At 46.9% G+C, this 18,038-nt stretch carries 20 protein-coding genes; 16 read left to right on the plus strand and 4 right to left on the minus strand.

Features of this window, described 5'->3' with window-relative positions; translation table 11 throughout:
* The first annotated feature begins 11 nt into the window (after positions 1-11).
* From MHI48_RS08735 to MHI48_RS08780, 10 genes are all read left to right on the plus strand, one after another.
* Positions 12-932, plus strand: a complete 921-nt coding sequence (locus MHI48_RS08735) for an SDR family oxidoreductase (RefSeq protein ID WP_245837962.1) — start codon at positions 12-14, stop codon at positions 930-932.
* A gap of 214 nt (positions 933-1,146) precedes the next feature.
* Positions 1,147-1,728: a DJ-1/PfpI family protein gene (locus MHI48_RS08740; protein WP_017689696.1), complete on the plus strand. Its 582-nt coding sequence runs from the start codon at positions 1,147-1,149 to the stop codon at positions 1,726-1,728.
* Positions 1,725-2,303, plus strand: a complete 579-nt coding sequence (locus MHI48_RS08745; RefSeq protein ID WP_076252494.1) for a GNAT family N-acetyltransferase — start codon at positions 1,725-1,727, stop codon at positions 2,301-2,303. Before MHI48_RS08740 ends, MHI48_RS08745 begins: the two co-directional genes overlap by 4 nt.
* Complete coding sequence (locus tag MHI48_RS08750; RefSeq protein ID WP_076327073.1) at positions 2,300-3,175, plus strand: serine/threonine-protein kinase; 876 nt, start codon at positions 2,300-2,302, stop codon at positions 3,173-3,175. Before MHI48_RS08745 ends, MHI48_RS08750 begins: the two co-directional genes overlap by 4 nt.
* Positions 3,176-3,248: 73 nt before the next feature.
* On the plus strand, positions 3,249-3,644 hold the full coding sequence (locus tag MHI48_RS08755) for a hypothetical protein (protein WP_374048429.1): 396 nt from the start codon (positions 3,249-3,251) through the stop codon (positions 3,642-3,644).
* A 29-nt stretch (positions 3,645-3,673) separates the two neighbouring features.
* On the plus strand, positions 3,674-4,363 hold the full coding sequence (locus MHI48_RS08760) for a GNAT family N-acetyltransferase (protein ID WP_179086426.1): 690 nt from the start codon (positions 3,674-3,676) through the stop codon (positions 4,361-4,363).
* The gene (locus MHI48_RS08765) at positions 4,364-4,582 is read left to right on the plus strand and encodes a hypothetical protein (protein WP_076327070.1); all 219 of its coding nucleotides are present in this window, start codon (positions 4,364-4,366) and stop codon (positions 4,580-4,582) included.
* 26 nt (positions 4,583-4,608) lie between these two features.
* On the plus strand, positions 4,609-4,995 hold the full coding sequence (locus MHI48_RS08770; RefSeq protein WP_076327069.1) for a hypothetical protein: 387 nt from the start codon (positions 4,609-4,611) through the stop codon (positions 4,993-4,995).
* Positions 4,996-5,242: 247 nt separating this feature from the next.
* Complete coding sequence (gene murI, locus MHI48_RS08775) at positions 5,243-6,025, plus strand: glutamate racemase (RefSeq protein WP_076327068.1); 783 nt, start codon at positions 5,243-5,245, stop codon at positions 6,023-6,025.
* A 24-nt stretch (positions 6,026-6,049) separates the two neighbouring features.
* Entirely contained in the window at positions 6,050-6,601 is a 552-nt protein-coding gene (locus tag MHI48_RS08780) for a histidine phosphatase family protein (protein WP_076327067.1), read from the plus strand.
* 68 nt (positions 6,602-6,669) lie between these two features.
* Here MHI48_RS08780 and MHI48_RS08785 read toward each other — a convergent pair whose 3' ends face one another.
* Positions 6,670-7,032, minus strand: a complete 363-nt coding sequence (locus tag MHI48_RS08785; protein ID WP_036610220.1) for a DUF423 domain-containing protein — start codon at positions 7,030-7,032, stop codon at positions 6,670-6,672.
* 64 nt (positions 7,033-7,096) lie between these two features.
* Positions 7,097-8,026 carry a type I pantothenate kinase gene (gene coaA, locus MHI48_RS08790; RefSeq protein ID WP_036610217.1) on the minus strand — a complete coding sequence of 310 codons (930 nt, stop codon included), beginning with the start codon at positions 8,024-8,026 and terminating at the stop codon, positions 7,097-7,099.
* Positions 8,027-8,221: 195 nt separating this feature from the next.
* Between coaA and MHI48_RS08795 the strand changes: the two genes are divergently transcribed.
* From MHI48_RS08795 to odhB, 6 genes are all read left to right on the plus strand, one after another.
* Complete coding sequence (locus MHI48_RS08795) at positions 8,222-9,010, plus strand: DUF3891 family protein (protein ID WP_076327066.1); 789 nt, start codon at positions 8,222-8,224, stop codon at positions 9,008-9,010.
* 236 nt (positions 9,011-9,246) lie between these two features.
* Positions 9,247-9,756: an 8-oxo-dGTP diphosphatase gene (locus MHI48_RS08800; RefSeq protein ID WP_076327065.1), complete on the plus strand. Its 510-nt coding sequence runs from the start codon at positions 9,247-9,249 to the stop codon at positions 9,754-9,756.
* A 360-nt stretch (positions 9,757-10,116) separates the two neighbouring features.
* Positions 10,117-10,614, plus strand: a complete 498-nt coding sequence (locus tag MHI48_RS08805; RefSeq protein WP_036610208.1) for a GNAT family N-acetyltransferase — start codon at positions 10,117-10,119, stop codon at positions 10,612-10,614.
* Positions 10,615-11,049 carry an NUDIX domain-containing protein gene (locus MHI48_RS08810; protein WP_036610206.1) on the plus strand — a complete coding sequence of 145 codons (435 nt, stop codon included), beginning with the start codon at positions 10,615-10,617 and terminating at the stop codon, positions 11,047-11,049. It begins immediately after the preceding gene.
* A 634-nt stretch (positions 11,050-11,683) separates the two neighbouring features.
* Positions 11,684-14,557 carry a 2-oxoglutarate dehydrogenase E1 component gene (locus tag MHI48_RS08815; RefSeq protein ID WP_405143717.1) on the plus strand — a complete coding sequence of 958 codons (2,874 nt, stop codon included), beginning with the start codon at positions 11,684-11,686 and terminating at the stop codon, positions 14,555-14,557.
* 5 nt (positions 14,558-14,562) lie between these two features.
* Positions 14,563-15,834, plus strand: a complete 1,272-nt coding sequence (odhB, locus tag MHI48_RS08820) for a 2-oxoglutarate dehydrogenase complex dihydrolipoyllysine-residue succinyltransferase (protein ID WP_074094281.1) — start codon at positions 14,563-14,565, stop codon at positions 15,832-15,834.
* A gap of 129 nt (positions 15,835-15,963) precedes the next feature.
* Here the strand turns inward: odhB and MHI48_RS08825 are convergent, their stop codons facing one another.
* Positions 15,964-16,944: an alpha/beta fold hydrolase gene (locus MHI48_RS08825; protein ID WP_405143719.1), complete on the minus strand. Its 981-nt coding sequence runs from the start codon at positions 16,942-16,944 to the stop codon at positions 15,964-15,966.
* A 41-nt stretch (positions 16,945-16,985) separates the two neighbouring features.
* Positions 16,986-17,963, minus strand: coding sequence for a type I phosphomannose isomerase catalytic subunit (locus tag MHI48_RS08830; RefSeq protein ID WP_047842239.1), 978 nt, complete (start codon positions 17,961-17,963; stop codon positions 16,986-16,988).
* Positions 17,964-18,038 lie beyond the last annotated feature (75 nt).

The raw sequence follows: 18,038 nt of genomic DNA on the forward strand, positions 1-18,038 counted from the left end.
AAGGACACACCGTGACAGTAGAGGGAAACTTAACAGAAGCCGGACAGGGACGGATTAATGCAGGTTCTGATGTAGTGAAAAAGACGAAGGAAGGAACTAACGCTCCGGTGGCCTTAATTACGGGTACCTCCAGTGGTTTTGGTATGCTTACCGCGATCACCCTTGCCAAGCAGGGATACCTTGTTGTTGCTACAATGCGTGATCTGAGTCGAAGAGAAGAATTGGTGAAACTGGCTGAACAGGCGGGGTTAGCTGATCGTTTGCAATATGTGCAACTGGACGTGACCGATGCTGAATCCGTGCAGAAAGCTGTGCGGTCCGTACTTCATAATAATGGCCGAATCGACATGCTGGTGAACAATGCAGGATTTGCGGTGGGCGGGTTCATTGAGGAAGTATCGATGGAGGATTGGCGGCGCCAGATGGAAACGAATCTATTTGGATTAATCGCCGTGACACGTGCGGTCCTGCCTGTGATGCGTGAACAGAAGCAGGGGTTAATTGTTAACTTGTCCAGTGTCAGTGGTTTGTCCGGTTTTCCAGGGTATGCGCCTTATGCTGCCTCCAAATTCGCTGTGGAAGGATTCACGGAAAGTCTGCGCCATGAGATGTCTTCGTTTGGTGTTCGGGTGGTATTGGTTGAGCCAGGCTCTTATCGCACGCCAATCTGGAATAAAGGTTTGGGTGAGATTCACCAGAGCGAGGACTCTCCGTATAAGCATAAGCTGGACGCGGTTCTTCGTTATTCCAAACATGCGAGCGAGACGGCACCTGATCCACAGGAGGTAGCTGATCTGATTGGCCGAATTGCACGGATGCGTGCACCAAGACTTCGATATGCTTTGGGAAAAGGTTCGCGTGTGCTCATCATAGGTAAAGTACTGCTACCCTGGAAGTGGCTGGAGTGGATCATCGCCCGTGGATTAAAATAGAGATAAGGTACGAGTCACGATTGCGTAATTTCCGAATGGGAGGGGTTAGCCATATTTGAATTTATCGTCATTATTTTACCTCTTGCGATTGTGGGTCTGCTCTTTCATATCAATAGTAAGCTGCCAGCGCGTGACTGGGTGAAGGAAGCAATGGAACGGGATCGGAATCAGAAACATAATCAGGATGCTCCAAATTAAAACGCGGAGGTTACCAATGAAAATGGCATTCGTTTTGTTTGATGGACTGACTTTCCTTGATTTTGCAGGGTTTTATGATGTGATCAATCGGTTGAATTTCTTTGAACCTACCAAAGGAACGACGTGGGAAACCTGTGCCATGACAGATCAGGTCACGGATGAGTCTGGTCTAACGTTGAAGGTGGATCGAGTGAAGCCTGACCTATCGGAATATGATCTCGTGTTTATCCCCGGAGGCATGGGAACGCGCAAGCTTCGATATGACGAGGCCTTTGTAGGTTGGCTGAAACAGGCTGAGTCTGTGCCTTTGAAGGTTTCGGTGTGCACAGGCTCTCTGCTGCTGGGTGCGGCTGGTTTTTTATCCGGCAAAAAAGCAACAACACATCCCCGTGCATATAATTTGCTTGAGCCGTATGTCACCGAGGTGATTCAGAAGCGGATTGTAAAAGATGGAAATGTAATTACTGCCGGTGGTGTGGCCACGTCCATTGACCTTGGGATTTATGTTGTTGGGTTGCTTGCAGGACAGGAAGCGGCAGCGAATGTAAAACTTCAGATCGATTATCCTTATGAGATGCAGGGAGTGGTCGAAGAATGAATGCAGATCGCAAGCAAGAGACTTATATCATTCGCAATATTCAGCGGGATGAAGCAGACATCTACTGGCCTTTGCGACTGGAAGCACTGAAAACACATCCTGAAGCCTTCGGGGCTTCGTTCGAGTTGTCCATTCAACTCCCCATGAGTGAAGTGCAGGAGCGCATACATAATGAACCGGATGATTATATTCTGGGAGCATACACAGAAGAAGGAACCTTGGCGGGAATGATGGGTTTCAAAAGAGAATATGGCCTAAAGCTCAGGCACAAAGGCATGATCTGGGGCGTCTATGTTGCTCCGCCATATCGGGGAAGTGGGCTGGCTTCGCTCTTGCTCCGCGAGGTGCTGGATCGTGGAAGACATCTGGAAGGCATCAAGCAGATTAATCTGAGTGTAGTGACAACGAATGAATCAGCCCGACGTTTATACGAGCGATATGGATTTGAAGTTTTCGGCATCGAGCGTAACGCATTGGAAGTCAACGGTCAGGGATATGATGAGGCGCATATGAATTACTTTTACACGGAGCATTCAACATTGAATGAAGATACCAGCACAGGAGGAGTCCGATGACAGATCAATTTGAACTTGAGATCGACGGTGTTTCCTTTGTCTTAAAAGAGTCTCATTCTTTCGACTGGTTACAGCCCTTGGGTACGGTCTTTCGCGTATTCGATCAGCAGGATTCAGGGAATCTCTCTTTTGGTATTGTGCAAAAGGATGGAAAGCGATTGTTCGTTAAATATGCGGGAGCACATACAATTCATGCGAATCATACGGGAAGTCCCCCGGAAGCCATTCGTAATCTGAAATCATCTGTTTCCGTTTACGAAGATTTGGCGCATGACACGTTGATTCGACTAACGGATCATTTTGCAACGGATGAGGGGTATGCCTGTGTATTCGATTGGGTGGATGGGGAGTGTTTGCATTCCCACTGGTATTTTCCGCCTCCGGCCAAATATGAAGATCCGCGTTCGCCCTACTATCGGTTCAGACAGCTTCCTGTTGAGACACGCATTCGGGCAATGGAGCAGATTCTGAATTTTCATATCGAGGTGGAACGAAGAGGTTATGTGGCTGTTGATTTGTATGATGGCAGTCTGATCTATGATTTTGACAGAAACTTTATGAAAATTTGTGATATCGACTTGTATCGGAAGGGCTCTTTTACCAATACCATGGGGCGCATGTGGGGATCTTCCCGCTTTATGTCCCCTGAGGAATTTGAGTTGGGTGCACCCATAGATGCGGTTACCAATGTATTCAACATGGGGGCAATGGCGTTTGGGTTGCTTGGTGGGGAGAAAGATCGTTCTTATGACAGATGGGATGCCGGAGAAGCATTGTATCAGGTTGTGATACGTGCAGTGAGCGATGATCGGTCCGAGCGGTACGCATCGATTGCGGAACTTGGTGAGGCCTGGAAACAAGCTACGATTTAAGGTCAATGAGTGAGTGGTGGAATTTTCGCAAATGTGCAAAATCCATTCGTATACGTGTGTGAAATCCCGTATAATGGAAATTATTAAGGGGGTGCAGATGATGTGCAGATATGCCTTGTCAGGACCATATAAAGACATCTATGCATGTTTCATTTGTCGCAAATCATTTAAACAAGTTTCCAGACATGACCTGAGCCCTGAGGTGGTGGCACAACTTGAATATAAATGCCCGCAATGTGCCACATCTATGGTTAGCATGGGACACGATTTCCAGGCGCCCAAGCAAAATGATACCAAACAATGGACCAAAGTGATGATGCTGTACCGTCATGGTTATACCTATCATAATTGCGGGTGCGGGGCTGGATATCGTCCTGCAGAATTACGTCAATTATCCGAATTTCTGGAGCAACAGGAAGCTGGTAAAGGCAGTGTAGGCAAACGATTATTGCAAAGGTTAACTTCTTAGTTATGGTTCCAAAATCGAACCTGTCGTCTATGGAAATGTTGAAAATACAGGTGAGTACTTTATATACGATCAACGAGCAGCAGCGTCTATTAAGCATCAACGAGCCGGGTGGTGGGCAGGCTCCAGCCATTTTTATCGGTATGACTTCTGCCAGTTCACTGATCTATTATCATGAGCAGTTACCGCCGGATCTAATGGATGAGTTGGGGAAGGATTGCGAGCTTCCGTTGGATATTCCGAAACTAATTCGCAAGGTGGAAACCTTTGAGCTAGTTAACCGTGTGTGGATGGGACCCGCCTATGCTTTTCCTGAGATATCTTACGAGTGGAATCAGAAGGTTCAGTTGATTGGTCAGGAGCAGCGTTATTTGCTGGCAGAGCATTTTCCTGAATTAACAGATCACTTATATGAAAAAAGCCCTGTTGCCGCTTATGTTATTGGGGATTCTGCTGTGGCAGTGTGCTGCTCCGCAAGGCTCTCCGATCATGGGGCGGAAGCGAGTCTGTATACGGCCCCCGGTTATAGAGGACATGGATATGCAGCGGAGACAGTAAAGTGCTGGCAGTATTATGTCAAGGAGCGTGGACGCATGCCAATCTACAGTACATCTTGGGATAATCTCGCTTCACAGCAAGTTGCCCGTAAACTCGGTTTAATTCAGTTTGGTGTGGATTTCAGTATCACAACTGTGGATTTGAGGAAGGACTGTGATATCTGAGTGATCCGCACTTTCGTACAAAAGGATCTGCAGTATGTAATTGAAGCGCATATCCGAATCTATCGAAACGAGTATAATTATGATCATAGCTTTGCTGAATTTATCACCCATGGCGCGCGTAGATTATATCAATCTGTGGGCTTTGAAGTGAAGGAAGTTCGCAAGCAGATGTTGTCAGGTCAGGAGCTTACCGAAGAACAATGGGAACTTGTTCTATAACTCTCGTTGTTGAAAGGAGTGGTACAGTGAATCGGAGAAGACTGATTCTGGGTTTGTTATCCGTATGCACAGCATTGACGGTAGCAGCATGTTCGATTCGGACAGAAGACCAAGCATTAACAGCATCGATTGAAAGCAACCTGCAGCAGATGGTTAGCGACCCTGTCCTCCTGACCAGCAGCAATCCGAATGATTATATTGCTGGTAACCGGGAGGCTTACGACGACATCTTGAATACGGGGGAGGCAGGACTGCCTTTCCTGCTACAGCAGCTCGAATCCAGTCCGGATAATGGTCTCAAGGAATGGATCATGGCTCAGGCAAGTACTGAAATGCTCGGAGAGCTTAACCCTGTAGAGGCGTGGCATAGTGGCAAGGACTGGCTCAGACAGTATAAAATGAGCGTAGAATAATGGCTCATCTTCTCTATAGTACCTGACTTAGCGGAAGTAATGGAGGGGGCGGAATCGATTCTGAAGAAGCGATAGCGTTCGCCTTTGTCTCCGATCAGAAGAACGATCCGTAACCGGAATGGTTCCCGCAAGCCGTCAAGCACTGTAGTGTGTGATGAGCCGGAAGTACAAACCTCACCTCCAGTCAGCATGAGCAGCATTGAGAGGTTCTTGGAACCCGAAAGAATACATTATAGAGGTGAAATCCTTGAAAAAGAAAATTGCTTTTTTTGATTCAGGCATCGGTGGTTTAACCGTTTTGCATAAGGCATTACAACAGTTTCCGGAAGAAAAATTTCTGTATTACGCAGATACCTTGCATGTCCCCTATGGAACGAAGTCTGCGGATGAGGTTAGAGGACATATTTTTGATTGTGTGGAAGCCATCGTTCAGGAGGATGTTCAAGCCATCGTGATTGCTTGTAATACAGCAACAAGTCTGGCTGTGAAGGATCTGCGCGCCAAGTATGATATCCCGATCATTGGCATGGAGCCTGCAGTGAAACCAGCCGTGGAGATGAATCGCAACAGTGGGAAGAGGGTGCTTGTATTTGCTACGGCCCTCACCTTGAGCCAAACCAAGTATAACGAACTGGTATCACGTGTTGATGATCACCACAGTGTGGATTCCATTGCGTTGCCGGAACTTGTGGAGTGGTGTGAACAGCTGGATTTTGATCCGGGCAAAATCGCTGATTATTTCCGGTTCAAGCTGGCAGATGTTGATGTTCATGGGTATGGCACAGTGGTGCTTGGTTGCACGCATTATCCATTCTATACGTCCATTCTGCGCACGGTTCTGCCCGATCATATACAGATCATTGATGGCAGTAAAGGCACAGTGAACCATCTGAAGCAGCGGCTTGGACTGGTGGCTCAACATGGAGACAGAACAGGGGAACAGGTCACTTTCCTCAGTTCATCAGGCCGACCGGAAGAGCAGGAGAAGATGTACAGTGCACTTCAATATCTTGAGATGAACTCCAAGTAAGTTACACCATAGGAGGTGATAGCTATGCAGTCCATTTATCTTATCCGTCACGCCAAGGCCACAGGGCAGGAACCCCATGCAGAGCTTACTGATGAAGGGATCAGGCAGGCTGAAAAACTTGCAGATATCTTGGCTCATCATTCCATAACGTATATTGTCTCCAGTCCATGGAAAAGGGCCGTTCAGACGGCTATGCCACTGGGCATAGCAACGATGCAACATATACATACGGATGAACGTCTTCAGGAGAGGGTACTTAGCTCTCTTGATCTGCCTAACTGGATGGATGTACTGAAACGTGCATACGATGATGTGGATTGGATGGAAGAAGGCGGGGAATCTTCGAGAAACGCGGCTGCAAGGGGGCTGGCACTACTGGAAGAGTTGTGGAGCAGACCGGAACAGCACGCGGCCGTGGTTACACATGGAAACTTGTTATCACTGCTTATTCGTGAGTATGAACCATCCTTTGGTTATGAAGAGTGGACCAAACTGTCTAACCCGGATGTGTATGTGCTGGAGAGACAACGACCGGATGCAGGGCTGTCCACCATTCGAAGAATCTGGACAGATTAAACAGCAAAAGAGTGCTCCAGCGATATTATATCAGCCAGAACACTCTTTTCGTTTATCCACGGGGCATATTACAATGCAGCAATCATGATCATAACCCATCCAGCCAAAAATGCGACTCCGCCAAGTGGGGTAACGGCTCCCAATTTGCGAACACCCGTCACACTTAAAACGTACAGGCTGCCAGAGAACAGGATAATCCCGGCGAACATCAGCCATCCGGCAAGCATGACGAGTGAAGAGGATTCAAGACGGTCTGCCAGCAGTCCGATCAGGATGATGCCAAGTCCGTGGATGAGGTGATATTGAACACCGGTTTCATAGATTTTGATCATGTCAGCGGATAATTTGCGCTTGAGCGCGTGTGCGCCAAAAGCACCCAATGCAACAGCCAGGAACATCATAATACTGCCGAGTATAATCAGGGTTTGCAATGTGTTTTTCTCTCCTTTTAAGGGTAATTAGATATAACATCAAAGTTTACTGCACGAGTGTTGTCTACAGTTTGCGCAATTGAATCTGCCCAATGGAGTGATCGGCTTCCTTTTTCAGAATCAGTCTGGCACGTCCTTTGGTTGGCAAAATGTTTTCATGCAGGTTTTTGGCATTGATATCTTGCCAGATCTGGTTGGCCGTACGCACGGTTTCTTCTTCATCGATATTGGCGAATCGTTGATGGAAAAAGGAATCTGTGTTCTGGAACGCTGTATTGCGGAGTAGCTTGAAACGCTCAACGTACCAGTGCCTTATATGTTCTTCTTCCGCATCAATGTAGATGGAAAAATCGAAGAAATCACTAACCAGCAAAGGCGTTTCCTTTTTGATCTGAAGTACATTGATACCTTCAATAATGAGAATATCCGGTTGACAGATCTGCTTCTCTTCTCCTTGAATGACATCGTAGGCGAGGTGAGAGTAGACGGGTGCTTTCACTTCGGGTTTGCCAGATTTCACATCACCCATGAACTGAATCAGGGATTTGATATCATAACTTTCCGGGAATCCCTTGCGGTTCATGATGCCCTTCTCTTGTAGCACCGCATTGGGATATAAGAAACCGTCGGTTGTGACAAGGTCAACCTTCGGGCTATTCTTACCTCTGGCGAGCAGTGCCTGTAGCAAGCGGGCCGCTGTACTTTTGCCCACGGCAACACTACCCCCGATTCCAATGATGTAGGGGGTGGGGAGGGCTTCTTTTTTCATAAAGGAGGCCGTCAGTTGATTCAGCTCTCGTGAAACTCTTGCATATAGGTCAATAAAGTGGGTAAGAGGCAAATATATATCTTCGACTTCTTGAATCGATACCTCTTCATTCAATCCCTTTAACTGTTCTAATTCGGCTTCCGTCAGTGGAAGAGTGGTCTGATGTTCTTTAAGTTCAGCCCATTCCTTGCGGTTAAACTCGATGTAAGGAGAGTATAAATTCATGAGATCCCGCTTTCTGTATGTAATATAATTGTGGACACAACCTTTAGTGTATCAAATTTCAGGAAACTGACAACACCTTTACATTGTGCCTTTCATAATGCCTTTCGTCAAAATGGAGCGAAAAACAACTTACTAGGAAAGTTTAACCCAATTTATGTTAAAGTCAACGTATACCATGCGGAAGGGTGACAGCACATGATCGTATATGAGAGAGAGCATGATTTTGTTTTGACCGCACAGCATGAGCATGGATTAGTAGCCGGAGAGATGGCTTCCCACTGGAAAAATGAATTACTAGCCGATGCTGCGCATCGGGATGAATTGATTCTAGCGGCCAAGGAACATGACCGTGGTTGGATTGAACTGGATTCATCTCCGTTCTGGAATGATTACAGTCAATCGCCGTATTCGTTTCGTGACTTTCCATTGCGTCCGCGTTTTGTATTCTACCATAAAGGGATTGAAGAAGTTCGTCAGAAAAACCTCTACGCCGGATTATTGTGTAGCTTGATGTACACGGAGCTATTTCAGAAAAATCTGGGGGCCAATGCTCAGGATGATGATGACATCCGAGATTATCTGGAGCAAGAACACGAACGTCAGCTGGATTGGGAGAAACAGCTTGGTGGTGATGCTGAAGCACTGAAACAGAGGCTGCAAAGTGATGTGGAGATTATGCTTTTCTGTGATCAGCTCAGTCTGTTTCTCTGTATGGAGGAACCTGGAACACCTGCTGCACGTTATGATTTTTTTGCAGAAGGGCTCAGTTGTACATTTGATGCCTGTTCCAGACAACCGATTCAGGCAGAGTGGTTATCCAATGAAAAAGTAGGCCTGTCTTTTTTCCCGTTTGATGAGGACTTTACGATCGTTTTGCCTTATAAATCGGTGCCAAAGGCAAGTATCCGCAAATTTGGTATGCAACAGGCTTATCGCCGGGCTGAATGGAAGGAACGCCGGGTGTTAATTACGGAATTGAACTGAGAACTGGAAACTCCAGGCTTGAGGAAATAGCAGCATAGAATATAACAAAACAGGCGGGCTTCTGATGTACAGGTGTACAGGGCGTCCGCCTTTCGTATGCATATATCATCATAGACTATACTGTGAGACCGGTGAAAATACGAATGAATCAGAGTGGAAATAAAGAAGGAAAACACAGGTTATTCCCAGAAATGTTAGTGTACAGCAGAGAAGCGCATGTTAGCAGGAGGACGAATATGGATACTAGAATAGAAATATTAACGATGTGTATGGTATGGGACAAAATGAATGATCAAGTGTTGCTAATGAATCGGCCGGACCGCAAAGGATTTCCGGGATACATCGCTCCTGGGGGGAAGGTAGATTTTCCGGAGAGTATCGTGGATGGTGCCGTGCGGGAGGTTCTGGAGGAGACGGGGCTAATAGTTAATGAAATTACGTATAAAGGGCTTGATGAGTTCTGTGATCCCGAACAAGGATTGCGGTACATGGTATTTAACTATTTGGCGACTTCATTCGAGGGTCGGTTATTGCAAGATCCGCCCGAAGGCGAGCTGTTATGGGTGCCGATGAAGCGGGTTTTTGAGCTGCCTATGCAGGATTGGTTCGCTGAACGTTTCCCACGTTTTTTCCAAAAAGGCACTTTTGAGCGGAGTGTGATCTGGGAGAAGTCGTCCGGACGTACGTTGCAAGAAACATTTATGGTGTATAGCGATTCCGTACTTGAACAGAGTAGGACCCGATAAGTTAAACCGTCAGAAGGAGGAAAAATCATGGGATACCAGCATGCCCTGCAAGGATACATTGCGGCGACGCTTGATGGGGAATGGAAATTAATCCATGAGCATTTAAGCTTGGGTTAGGATATAAAATAATGCCTCATAATGTATCATCCATATCTATATATTTATATCCAAATATTATGATATAATGAAGTTTACTATTTTTATAGGAGATGACTAGTCTGTGGGTAATAGTGTGTGATTAATAGCTTGAGTAAACTAGTTTGTTGAAATGAAGAATGATATATTTGTAGATTTGCCATACATAGGCTTCTGCAAACAGAACGTAAATGAATATTGTACGATGAAAAGGTGGAGATTGGCATGAAATTGTCGTTCCGGATTTTGGACTGGGAAGAAGAGAGACCCTACGAACTTTTGTTGATGGCTGATCCTTCAAAAGCAATTGTGGATGAATACCTGAGTCGGGGTGTTTGTTTTATTGCCGAGTACGAAGGAGAGATGGTTGGGGAGTTCGTATTGTTGAAGACTCGTCCAGAGACTGCGGAGATTGTTAATATTGCCGTACAGGAAGAACTGCAGGGACAAGGTGTAGGCAAACACATGATTAAGGAAGCGATGGAAGCTGCACGTAGATTGGGATGCCGAATTCTCGAGATTGGGACGGGCAACTCCAGCTTTCATCAATTGAAGTTATACCAACGTTGCGGTTTCCGCATTATCGGGGTTGATCGTGACTTCTTTGTGAGGCATTATGAGGAAGAGATTATAGAGGATGGTATCCGCTGTGTGGATATGATCCGTATGGCCATAGATCTGGATGCTGTTACAGAGGATGAAAACGAAAGGAAGAGTCCTTAAGTGAATCGGCATACACATATTGGGGTATATGGCTTGGTAGCTTGGGAGGGCCAATTCCTGTTGATTCATAAGGCTCGCGGAGCATATCAGGGGCAATGGGATTTACCAGGCGGAAGGCTGGAATTTGGCGAGCAGCCAGAGACTGCTCTTCATCGTGAGATTGAAGAGGAGACGGGCCTGACCCATCTACAAGTGATGATTCGTTCTGCGGAGTCTACGGTACTGGAATGGGTGTATCAAGGTGAGCCGGAAGAGTTGCACCATATCGGGATGTTGTATGATGTTGTTTTGACCGCAGCCAGTCAGCCGGATCATATCAAAAAAGAACCCGATGGTGAAGATTCGTTGGGCGCGGACTGGTTTACACTGGAGCAAGTTAGAGATCTTTCCCTAACGCCGTTTGCAGAGTATATGATTAGCAAAAGTACATCTTGATGTGCATCCTCAACTTTATTGTTAACTTAAATTTGATGAATCCAAAGAAGCTGCTCGGATAATTTATGTCTGGGCCAGCTTTTTGCTGTGGGTCTCCTGAAGAAAACCCCAATTATTTGTTGAATGTGACGTCAAATGGTTAATGTTTAACTTGACGGTTTGTTTTTGCACATAATGGACCACAATTCAATTAAGGAGGTAAAATGGGAGATCGTATGCCTATTTTGTTGTAATTAAGCGTTCGTTGTTCTACCCAAATTGATCGATTTATTCGATTCATCTAATTTATGCATCAATTGAACTAAAAATAGGAAATGCTCCTGAGCGTAAAAGTTTATAGAATAGATAGTAGAACATGGACTTCACTTGAAGAAGTGGAGAAAGTGTAACCTTCGAACGGATCAGGACAGTATTCGACATCTGTGCGACGGTATATACAATCATTGTTTTACTTTGATTTTGAAAACGCAGACAAACCTTGACGGGAGCGTCGGACTAACGTTACTACCACCAACAGCACGATTATTGGACTTCATGAAAAATTTCGCTTAAAATGTTGAACGAACGCAAATTACGGCTTAGTCAATGATTTCCGTCAAAAACTTATGACTAAATCAAGACGGAGGGAACGTCGATGACGATCGTGGAAGGCAACAAGAAGCCCTGGGAAAGTTACTATGGCCCCAATATGGGATACGTACAGGAACAATATGAATTATTCACTCAAGACCCTGGTTCGGTTACACCGGCTTATCGTGAACTATTTGAACAATGGGGTGCACCGCCGATGTCTGGCAGGGATGCACGCACAACCTTGAATTCCGGCAACGCCCAATCGGCTTCCGGAAGCGTAGACATTCAACTATTACAGAAAGCGGTTACAGCGGGTAAACTGGTATGGAACATCCGCACCTATGGTCATCTTGCTGCAGATATAGATCCGCTTGGAATCAGTGAAGATACAGACACATCTTTGCTGGAACCTCAGCATTTTGAATTAAACGAAGAAGATCTGAAAGCTTTGCCTGCTTCCCTGATCTGGGAAGGTGCAGATGGGCAGACAGCAACCGGATGGGATGCAATCCAACGTTTGCGTCAGATATACACTGGACCCATGGCCTACGAATTCAGTCATGTGCACGAAGTTCAAGAGCGTGAGTGGCTGAATCGTCGTGCGGAATCTCGGACATCACCGGCTCCACTTACGCCGAAAGAACGTAAGGCTTTGCTGGAACGTTTGGTTGAAGTCGAGCAATTTGAAGATTATCTTCACAAAACATTTGTTGGGCAGAAACGTTTCTCCATCGAAGGTAACGATGTGCTTGTGCCGATGCTGGATGAAGCTGTTCGCATCATGGCAGAAGCCGGATCAAGCCACATTCTGATGGGTATGGCCCACCGTGGACGGTTAAATGTACTGGCTCATGTTTTGGGCAAACCGTACAGCAAGATTTTCTCTGAATTTCATCATGCTCCGAACAAAGATTTGGTTCCATCGGAAGGTTCGACTGGGATCAACTACGGTTGGACGGGGGATGTCAAATATCATATGGGTGCCAACCGTTTTGTGAAAGACGGGGAAACTGTGCAGGCACGCCTTACTCTGGCGAATAACCCGAGCCATCTGGAATACGTTAATCCGGTTGTACAAGGGTTTGCTCGTGCGGCTCAGGATGACCGTCGTGACCCTGGATATCCGAAGCAAGACGTGACGAAGGCAGCTACCATTTTGATGCACGGTGATGCAGCATTCCCTGGAGAAGGGATCGTTGCAGAGACGCTTAACTTCAAAGCTCTGCCAGGATATCAGAATGGCGGAACCATCCATATTATCGTCAACAATCGTCTGGGTTTCACTACAGATAGCAATGATTCCCGTTCAACGTACTACGCAAGTGACCTTGCTAAAGGGTACGAAATTCCGATTGTACACGTGAATGCGGACAATCCGGATGCTTGTATTGCAGCCATTCGTATGGCAGCCGAGTATCGCAATCGCTTCAAAAAGGATTTCCTGATCGACTTGATCGGTTATCGTCGCTACGGCCATAACGAAACCGATGATCCCGAAACAACTCAACCTATCGTTTATGACAAGGTGAAAAACCATCCAACGGTAAGCCACTTGTATCAGGATCAGTTGAAAGAGGAATCGATTATCGATGATGCATCCATTACGAGCATTCGCGATGGAGTAACGAACAAATTAAAAGAAGCTTATGACCAGATGAAGAAAAATGAAGTGCATGAATATTATCAGCGGAAAATCAGTGAGCCGGAGGCTGTTACGATTACTCCGACTGCGGTACCGCTTGAGAATCTTCGCAGCATTAATGCCGATCTGCTGAAATGGCCTGAGAACTTCAATGTGTATCCGAAGTTACAGCGAATTTTGCAACGCCGGAGCACTTCCCTGAACGAAGGGGAAAAAGTGGATTGGAGCCTTGCGGAGACACTCGCATTTGCAACCATTCTGGCAGATGGCAAGCCAATTCGGATTAGTGGACAGGATGCCGAGCGTGCTACATTCGCTCATCGGAATCTGGTGTTGCATGATTCGGAGAATGGAGCAAAGTTCTGCCCATTACATCACTTGCCACAGGCAAGAGCATCCTTTGCAATCTATAACAGTCCGTTGTCTGAAGAATCCGTTGTTGGATTCGAATACGGATATAACGTATATTCACCCGATACACTGGTCATCTGGGAAGCTCAATTCGGTGACTTTGCCAACTGTGCACAGGTTATCTTTGATCAGTTTGTATCAGCGGGTCGTGCCAAGTGGTCTCAGAAATCCAGTCTGGTCATGTTGCTTCCACATGCGAATGAGGGTCAGGGACCTGAGCATACAAGTGCTCGTCTTGAACGCTTCCTTCAGCTTTGTGCAGAAGACAACATGACGGTTGCCAACTTGTCGAGTGCTTCTCAGTACTTCCACTTGTTGCGTCGTCAAGCTTCCTTGACTGAAACGGAAGATGCTCGTCCACTTGTGATGATGTCACCGAAAAGTCTCATTCGGAATCCGCGTGTTGCTTCACCGGCAGTCGAATTCAGTGAAGGCAAGTTTGAGCTTGTGCTGGAGCAAGCCGGACTGGGTACACAGCCGGATCGCGTAGAGCGCATTATTTTGTGCAGTGGCAAGATTGCCATTGACTTGGAAGATGCTTTTGAAAAAGATAAAGCTGATTGGTCATGGCTTCACATCATTCGAGTGGAACAGCTATATCCGTTCCCGGCAGAAGAGATTAAACGCATACTCGCACGTTTCAGCAATGTAAAAGAACTGGTATGGGTACAGGAAGAAAACAAAAACATGGGTGCCTGGACATACATGGAGCCTCGTCTTCGTGAAGTTGCCCCGGAAGGCACAACCGTTAGATACGAAGGTCGCCCGGAACACGCAAGTCCTTCCAGCGGTTATCAGCTTGTGCATAGTATGGAACAGCAACAGATTATTACATCTGCGTTGAAACAAACGACGAAGAATAATATTCCACTGGGGAGGTAACAGCTGTGAGTGAAATTAAAGTACCTGCAATGGGTGAGTCAATAACTGAGGGAACTGTATCCAGATGGATGGTTAAAGAAGGGGATACCGTTAATCAGGGTGATGTGCTTCTTGAACTGGAAACGGATAAAGTAAATATTGAGATCAGCGCAGAAGAAAGTGGCGTGCTGGAGAAGATCATTCGTCAGGAAGGAGAGACGGTAGTGATCGGTGAAACGATCGGTACACTCTCAGCTGGTTCTGGAGGAGGAAGCGGTGCACCCGCTTCCGAACCAGCAGCTGAAGAGAAAAAGGCCGTTACTCCTGCACCTGAAGCTCCAACACCACCACCAGCACCTGTTGCGGCAGCACCGGAGTCATCCGATAGTGCCAAGACGGCTTCACCGTCTGCCCGTAAGCTTGCACGTGAACGTGGTATCGAACTGGATCAGGTTCAGAGCAAAGATCCGATTGGACGGGTATACCAGGATGATGTGAAGAGTCATAACAATCAGGCGCCTGCTCCTGCTGCTCCACCTGCGAGTAAAGCTCCAGCAGCACCAAGTGCTCCGGCAGCTGGAAATTCAACCTATACCAAACCAGTGGAGCGTCAGCGGATGTCTCGCCGTCGTGCAACCATTGCGAAACGTCTGGTAGAGGCTCAGCAGACAGCAGCCATGTTGACTACGTTTAATGAAGTTGATATGACTGCGATCATGGATGTACGTAAACGCCGTAAGGACAAGTTCAAAGAGAAACATGAAATTAACCTGGGCTTCATGTCCTTCTTCACCAAAGCGGTTGTGGGGGCTCTGAAAAAATTCCCTACAATTAACGCAGAGATTGATGGCGAAGATGTTGTACTCAAAAAGTATTATGATATCGGCATCGCCGTATCTGCGAAGGAAGGACTGGTTGTACCGGTTGTGCGTGATGCAGATCGTCTGGGCTTTGCCGAGATCGAGAAGAGCATTGCGGACCTGGCATCCAAAGCTCGTTCCAACACGCTGGCGTTATCTGATCTGCAAGGTGGAACGTTCACCATCACCAATGGTGGAACATTTGGTTCCTTGTTGTCTACGCCAATTCTGAATACACCTCAAGTGGGTATTCTGGGGATGCATAAGATCCAGCTTCGTCCAGTGGCGATTGATGCAGAACGGATGGAGAACCGTCCAATGATGTACATCGCGTTGTCCTACGATCATCGGATTATCGACGGTAGTGAAGCTGTTCGTTTCCTCGTGACCGTGAAAGAACTGCTTGAAGACCCGGAATCCCTGTTAATTGAAGGTTAATCCATAACGTTTGATTATAGCTATCATTCATATCGCTTAACAAGAAAACCCCTGAACTGGAGCGCAGCGTGAGCTGTACATCCGATTCAGGGGTTTCTTTTGGCTCTTGGTATGTTGTCTCCGACTCTATTATATAGAGTCAGCCGTCTCAGTCAGGTTCAACGGACTAGGGGGTGTATTCGAGTCAGGGGTATTCCGCTTTACCCAGTTCACAACGTGCTGGGCCACTTCTGTTCGGTTAATCTCATGCAGCATTTCATGGCGTCCATCCGGATAAAGGTGATACTCAATATTCTCCAGGTGAAGTTTCTTATACTGCGAGACCAGATTAAGAACGCCTTTGCCATGAAGTCCGACAGGGTCCTTCTCACCTGAGAACAGGTATACGGGTTTGTGTTTGGGTATGCGCTCCATATTGTGTGGAAGATGGACTTCAAGCAGCAATTTGAAGAAGTCGCGGAAAAAGCCTGCTGTACAGACGGCTCCGCACAGGGGGTCATCAATGAATCGCTGAACCTCTTGTGAGTCCCGGGACAACCAATCAAACGGTGTCGTTGCAGGACGGAAAGAGCGGTTAAATCCACCAAATACAATCGCGTTGAGCAGCATGCTGGGATGGGTAGCCCCCTGAATGCCGCACTGCAAGAAGGCCAGCTTCTCTCCAAATCGGAGCAGACCGCGTCTGCCGTTTGTCCCGGATAAAATAAAGGCATGGTACTGCTCATGACCAGCGTACATGAGATGTTGTACCAAGAATGAGCCCATGCTGTGTCCCATTAGAAATAGGGGCACCCCAGGATTCTCCTTGGCGGCTACTTCGCCCAGATTGATCATATCACTCGCCATCCAGCGGAAGGCATCGATACCAGCATTACCAAGCAACTTGGCATTCTCCACAGTTTTGCCATGACCCCGATGGTCATTTGCATAAACCGCATAGCCATTTTGGGTAAGGATGTCAGCAAATTCGGCGTATCGGGCTGCTGTCTCGCCCATGCCGTGTGCAATTTGCACTACACCTTTAACGTTGCATTCCGGATCGGGAAGCCAGCGGTACACATGAATACGGGTACCTTCACTAGCGACCAAGGCAAAGGTAGATTCCTGCATCTCGTGTAATTCCTCCTTCACAGGTTACATATAAGCTTGATTTAGGGCAGATAAGAGCGAAGAACAGTGGTATTCCCGTTCAATGTATAAGAACCCAGATTGGCTGGCAAGAGATAACATTGTCCAGCTTTCAATTCAATGCTGTCTGATTCAGCATGTGCCCACTCCAAAGTTCCTTCTCCTTCACAGACAACGAGAATCGTGAAGCTGTCAGGATTGGTGGAGAGTTCCCAACGTTTGTTCACAATACCTTTTTCAACTACAAAATAAGGGCATTCCGCAAGCTTGAGCCATTCACCAGGAGTAGCGTTATTTGTTTTCATCGTTGAGGCACCTGCGCCCTCATAGGCGGTGACATTTAATGAGTCTTCAACATGCAACTCGCGTGGTTTGCCATCCAGTCCTGGACGATTGTAATCGTATATCCGGTACGTCGTATCCGAGTTTTGCTGAATCTCAGCGACAACGACACCTGCACAGAGCGCATGCACTGTTCCGGCAGGGATAAAGAACGTATCACCAGCTTCTACAGGTACCTGACGAAGGGTATCCATCACCGTGCCGTTTTCCAATGCTTCTTTTAATGTTGCCCGATCAACGCCTTCGTTCAAGCCATAGATGATGTGTGCGCCCGGTTTTGCGTCGAGTACATACCACATTTCTGTTTTGCCAAGCTCGCCAGGAGGAAGTGCCTCATACTCGTCAGTTGGATGAACCTGAACGGACAGGTCATCGTTGCAGTCAAGCAACTTAATCAGAAGGGGGAAACGGCCGCCTTTTTCAGAGACACCTTTGGTTCCAAGCCATTCGGTGCCCAGTTGTTCACGAACTTCATCCAGACCTTTGCCAGCCAGTGCTCCATTTAATACCTTGGTTGTACCGTTGGGATGATCCGCAATCATCCATCCTTCTCCGATATGTCCTTCAGGGGGCGTAAGGCCGAATTGCTCCAGCGCACGACCGCCCCACACACGTTCTTTGAACTCAGGTTGGAATTGTAATGGGTATGGCGTAGACATCAGTAATCTCTCCTCTAGTATATGAAATGGTGGATCGCTTTAATCAGTCATGGGCATGTAGTCGCCATGAGCAAA

Source organism: Paenibacillus sp. FSL H7-0942, assembly GCF_045040715.1.
Lineage (GTDB): Bacteria > Bacillota > Bacilli > Paenibacillales > Paenibacillaceae > Paenibacillus > Paenibacillus amylolyticus.

Bases quoted from the DNA above. Each gene is read 5' to 3' on its own strand.
- MHI48_RS08750 (WP_076327073.1), top strand. From the start codon at position 2,300: ATGACAGATCAATTTGAACTTGAGATCGACGGTGTTTCCTTTGTCTTA.
- coaA (WP_036610217.1), bottom strand. From the start codon at position 8,026: ATGAATTTATACTCTCCTTACATCGAGTTTAACCGCAAGGAATGGGCT.
- MHI48_RS08745 (WP_076252494.1), top strand. From the start codon at position 1,725: ATGAATGCAGATCGCAAGCAAGAGACTTATATCATTCGCAATATTCAG.
- MHI48_RS08760 (WP_179086426.1), top strand. From the start codon at position 3,674: ATGGAAATGTTGAAAATACAGGTGAGTACTTTATATACGATCAACGAG.
- MHI48_RS08800 (WP_076327065.1), top strand. From the start codon at position 9,247: ATGGATACTAGAATAGAAATATTAACGATGTGTATGGTATGGGACAAA.
- MHI48_RS08805 (WP_036610208.1), top strand. From the start codon at position 10,117: ATGAAATTGTCGTTCCGGATTTTGGACTGGGAAGAAGAGAGACCCTAC.
- MHI48_RS08825 (WP_405143719.1), bottom strand. From the start codon at position 16,944: ATGCAGGAATCTACCTTTGCCTTGGTCGCTAGTGAAGGTACCCGTATT.
- MHI48_RS08755 (WP_374048429.1), top strand. From the start codon at position 3,249: ATGGAAATTATTAAGGGGGTGCAGATGATGTGCAGATATGCCTTGTCA.
- MHI48_RS08795 (WP_076327066.1), top strand. From the start codon at position 8,222: ATGATCGTATATGAGAGAGAGCATGATTTTGTTTTGACCGCACAGCAT.
- MHI48_RS08740 (WP_017689696.1), top strand. From the start codon at position 1,147: ATGAAAATGGCATTCGTTTTGTTTGATGGACTGACTTTCCTTGATTTT.
- MHI48_RS08780 (WP_076327067.1), top strand. From the start codon at position 6,050: ATGCAGTCCATTTATCTTATCCGTCACGCCAAGGCCACAGGGCAGGAA.
- MHI48_RS08815 (WP_405143717.1), top strand. From the start codon at position 11,684: ATGACGATCGTGGAAGGCAACAAGAAGCCCTGGGAAAGTTACTATGGC.
- MHI48_RS08830 (WP_047842239.1), bottom strand. From the start codon at position 17,963: ATGTCTACGCCATACCCATTACAATTCCAACCTGAGTTCAAAGAACGT.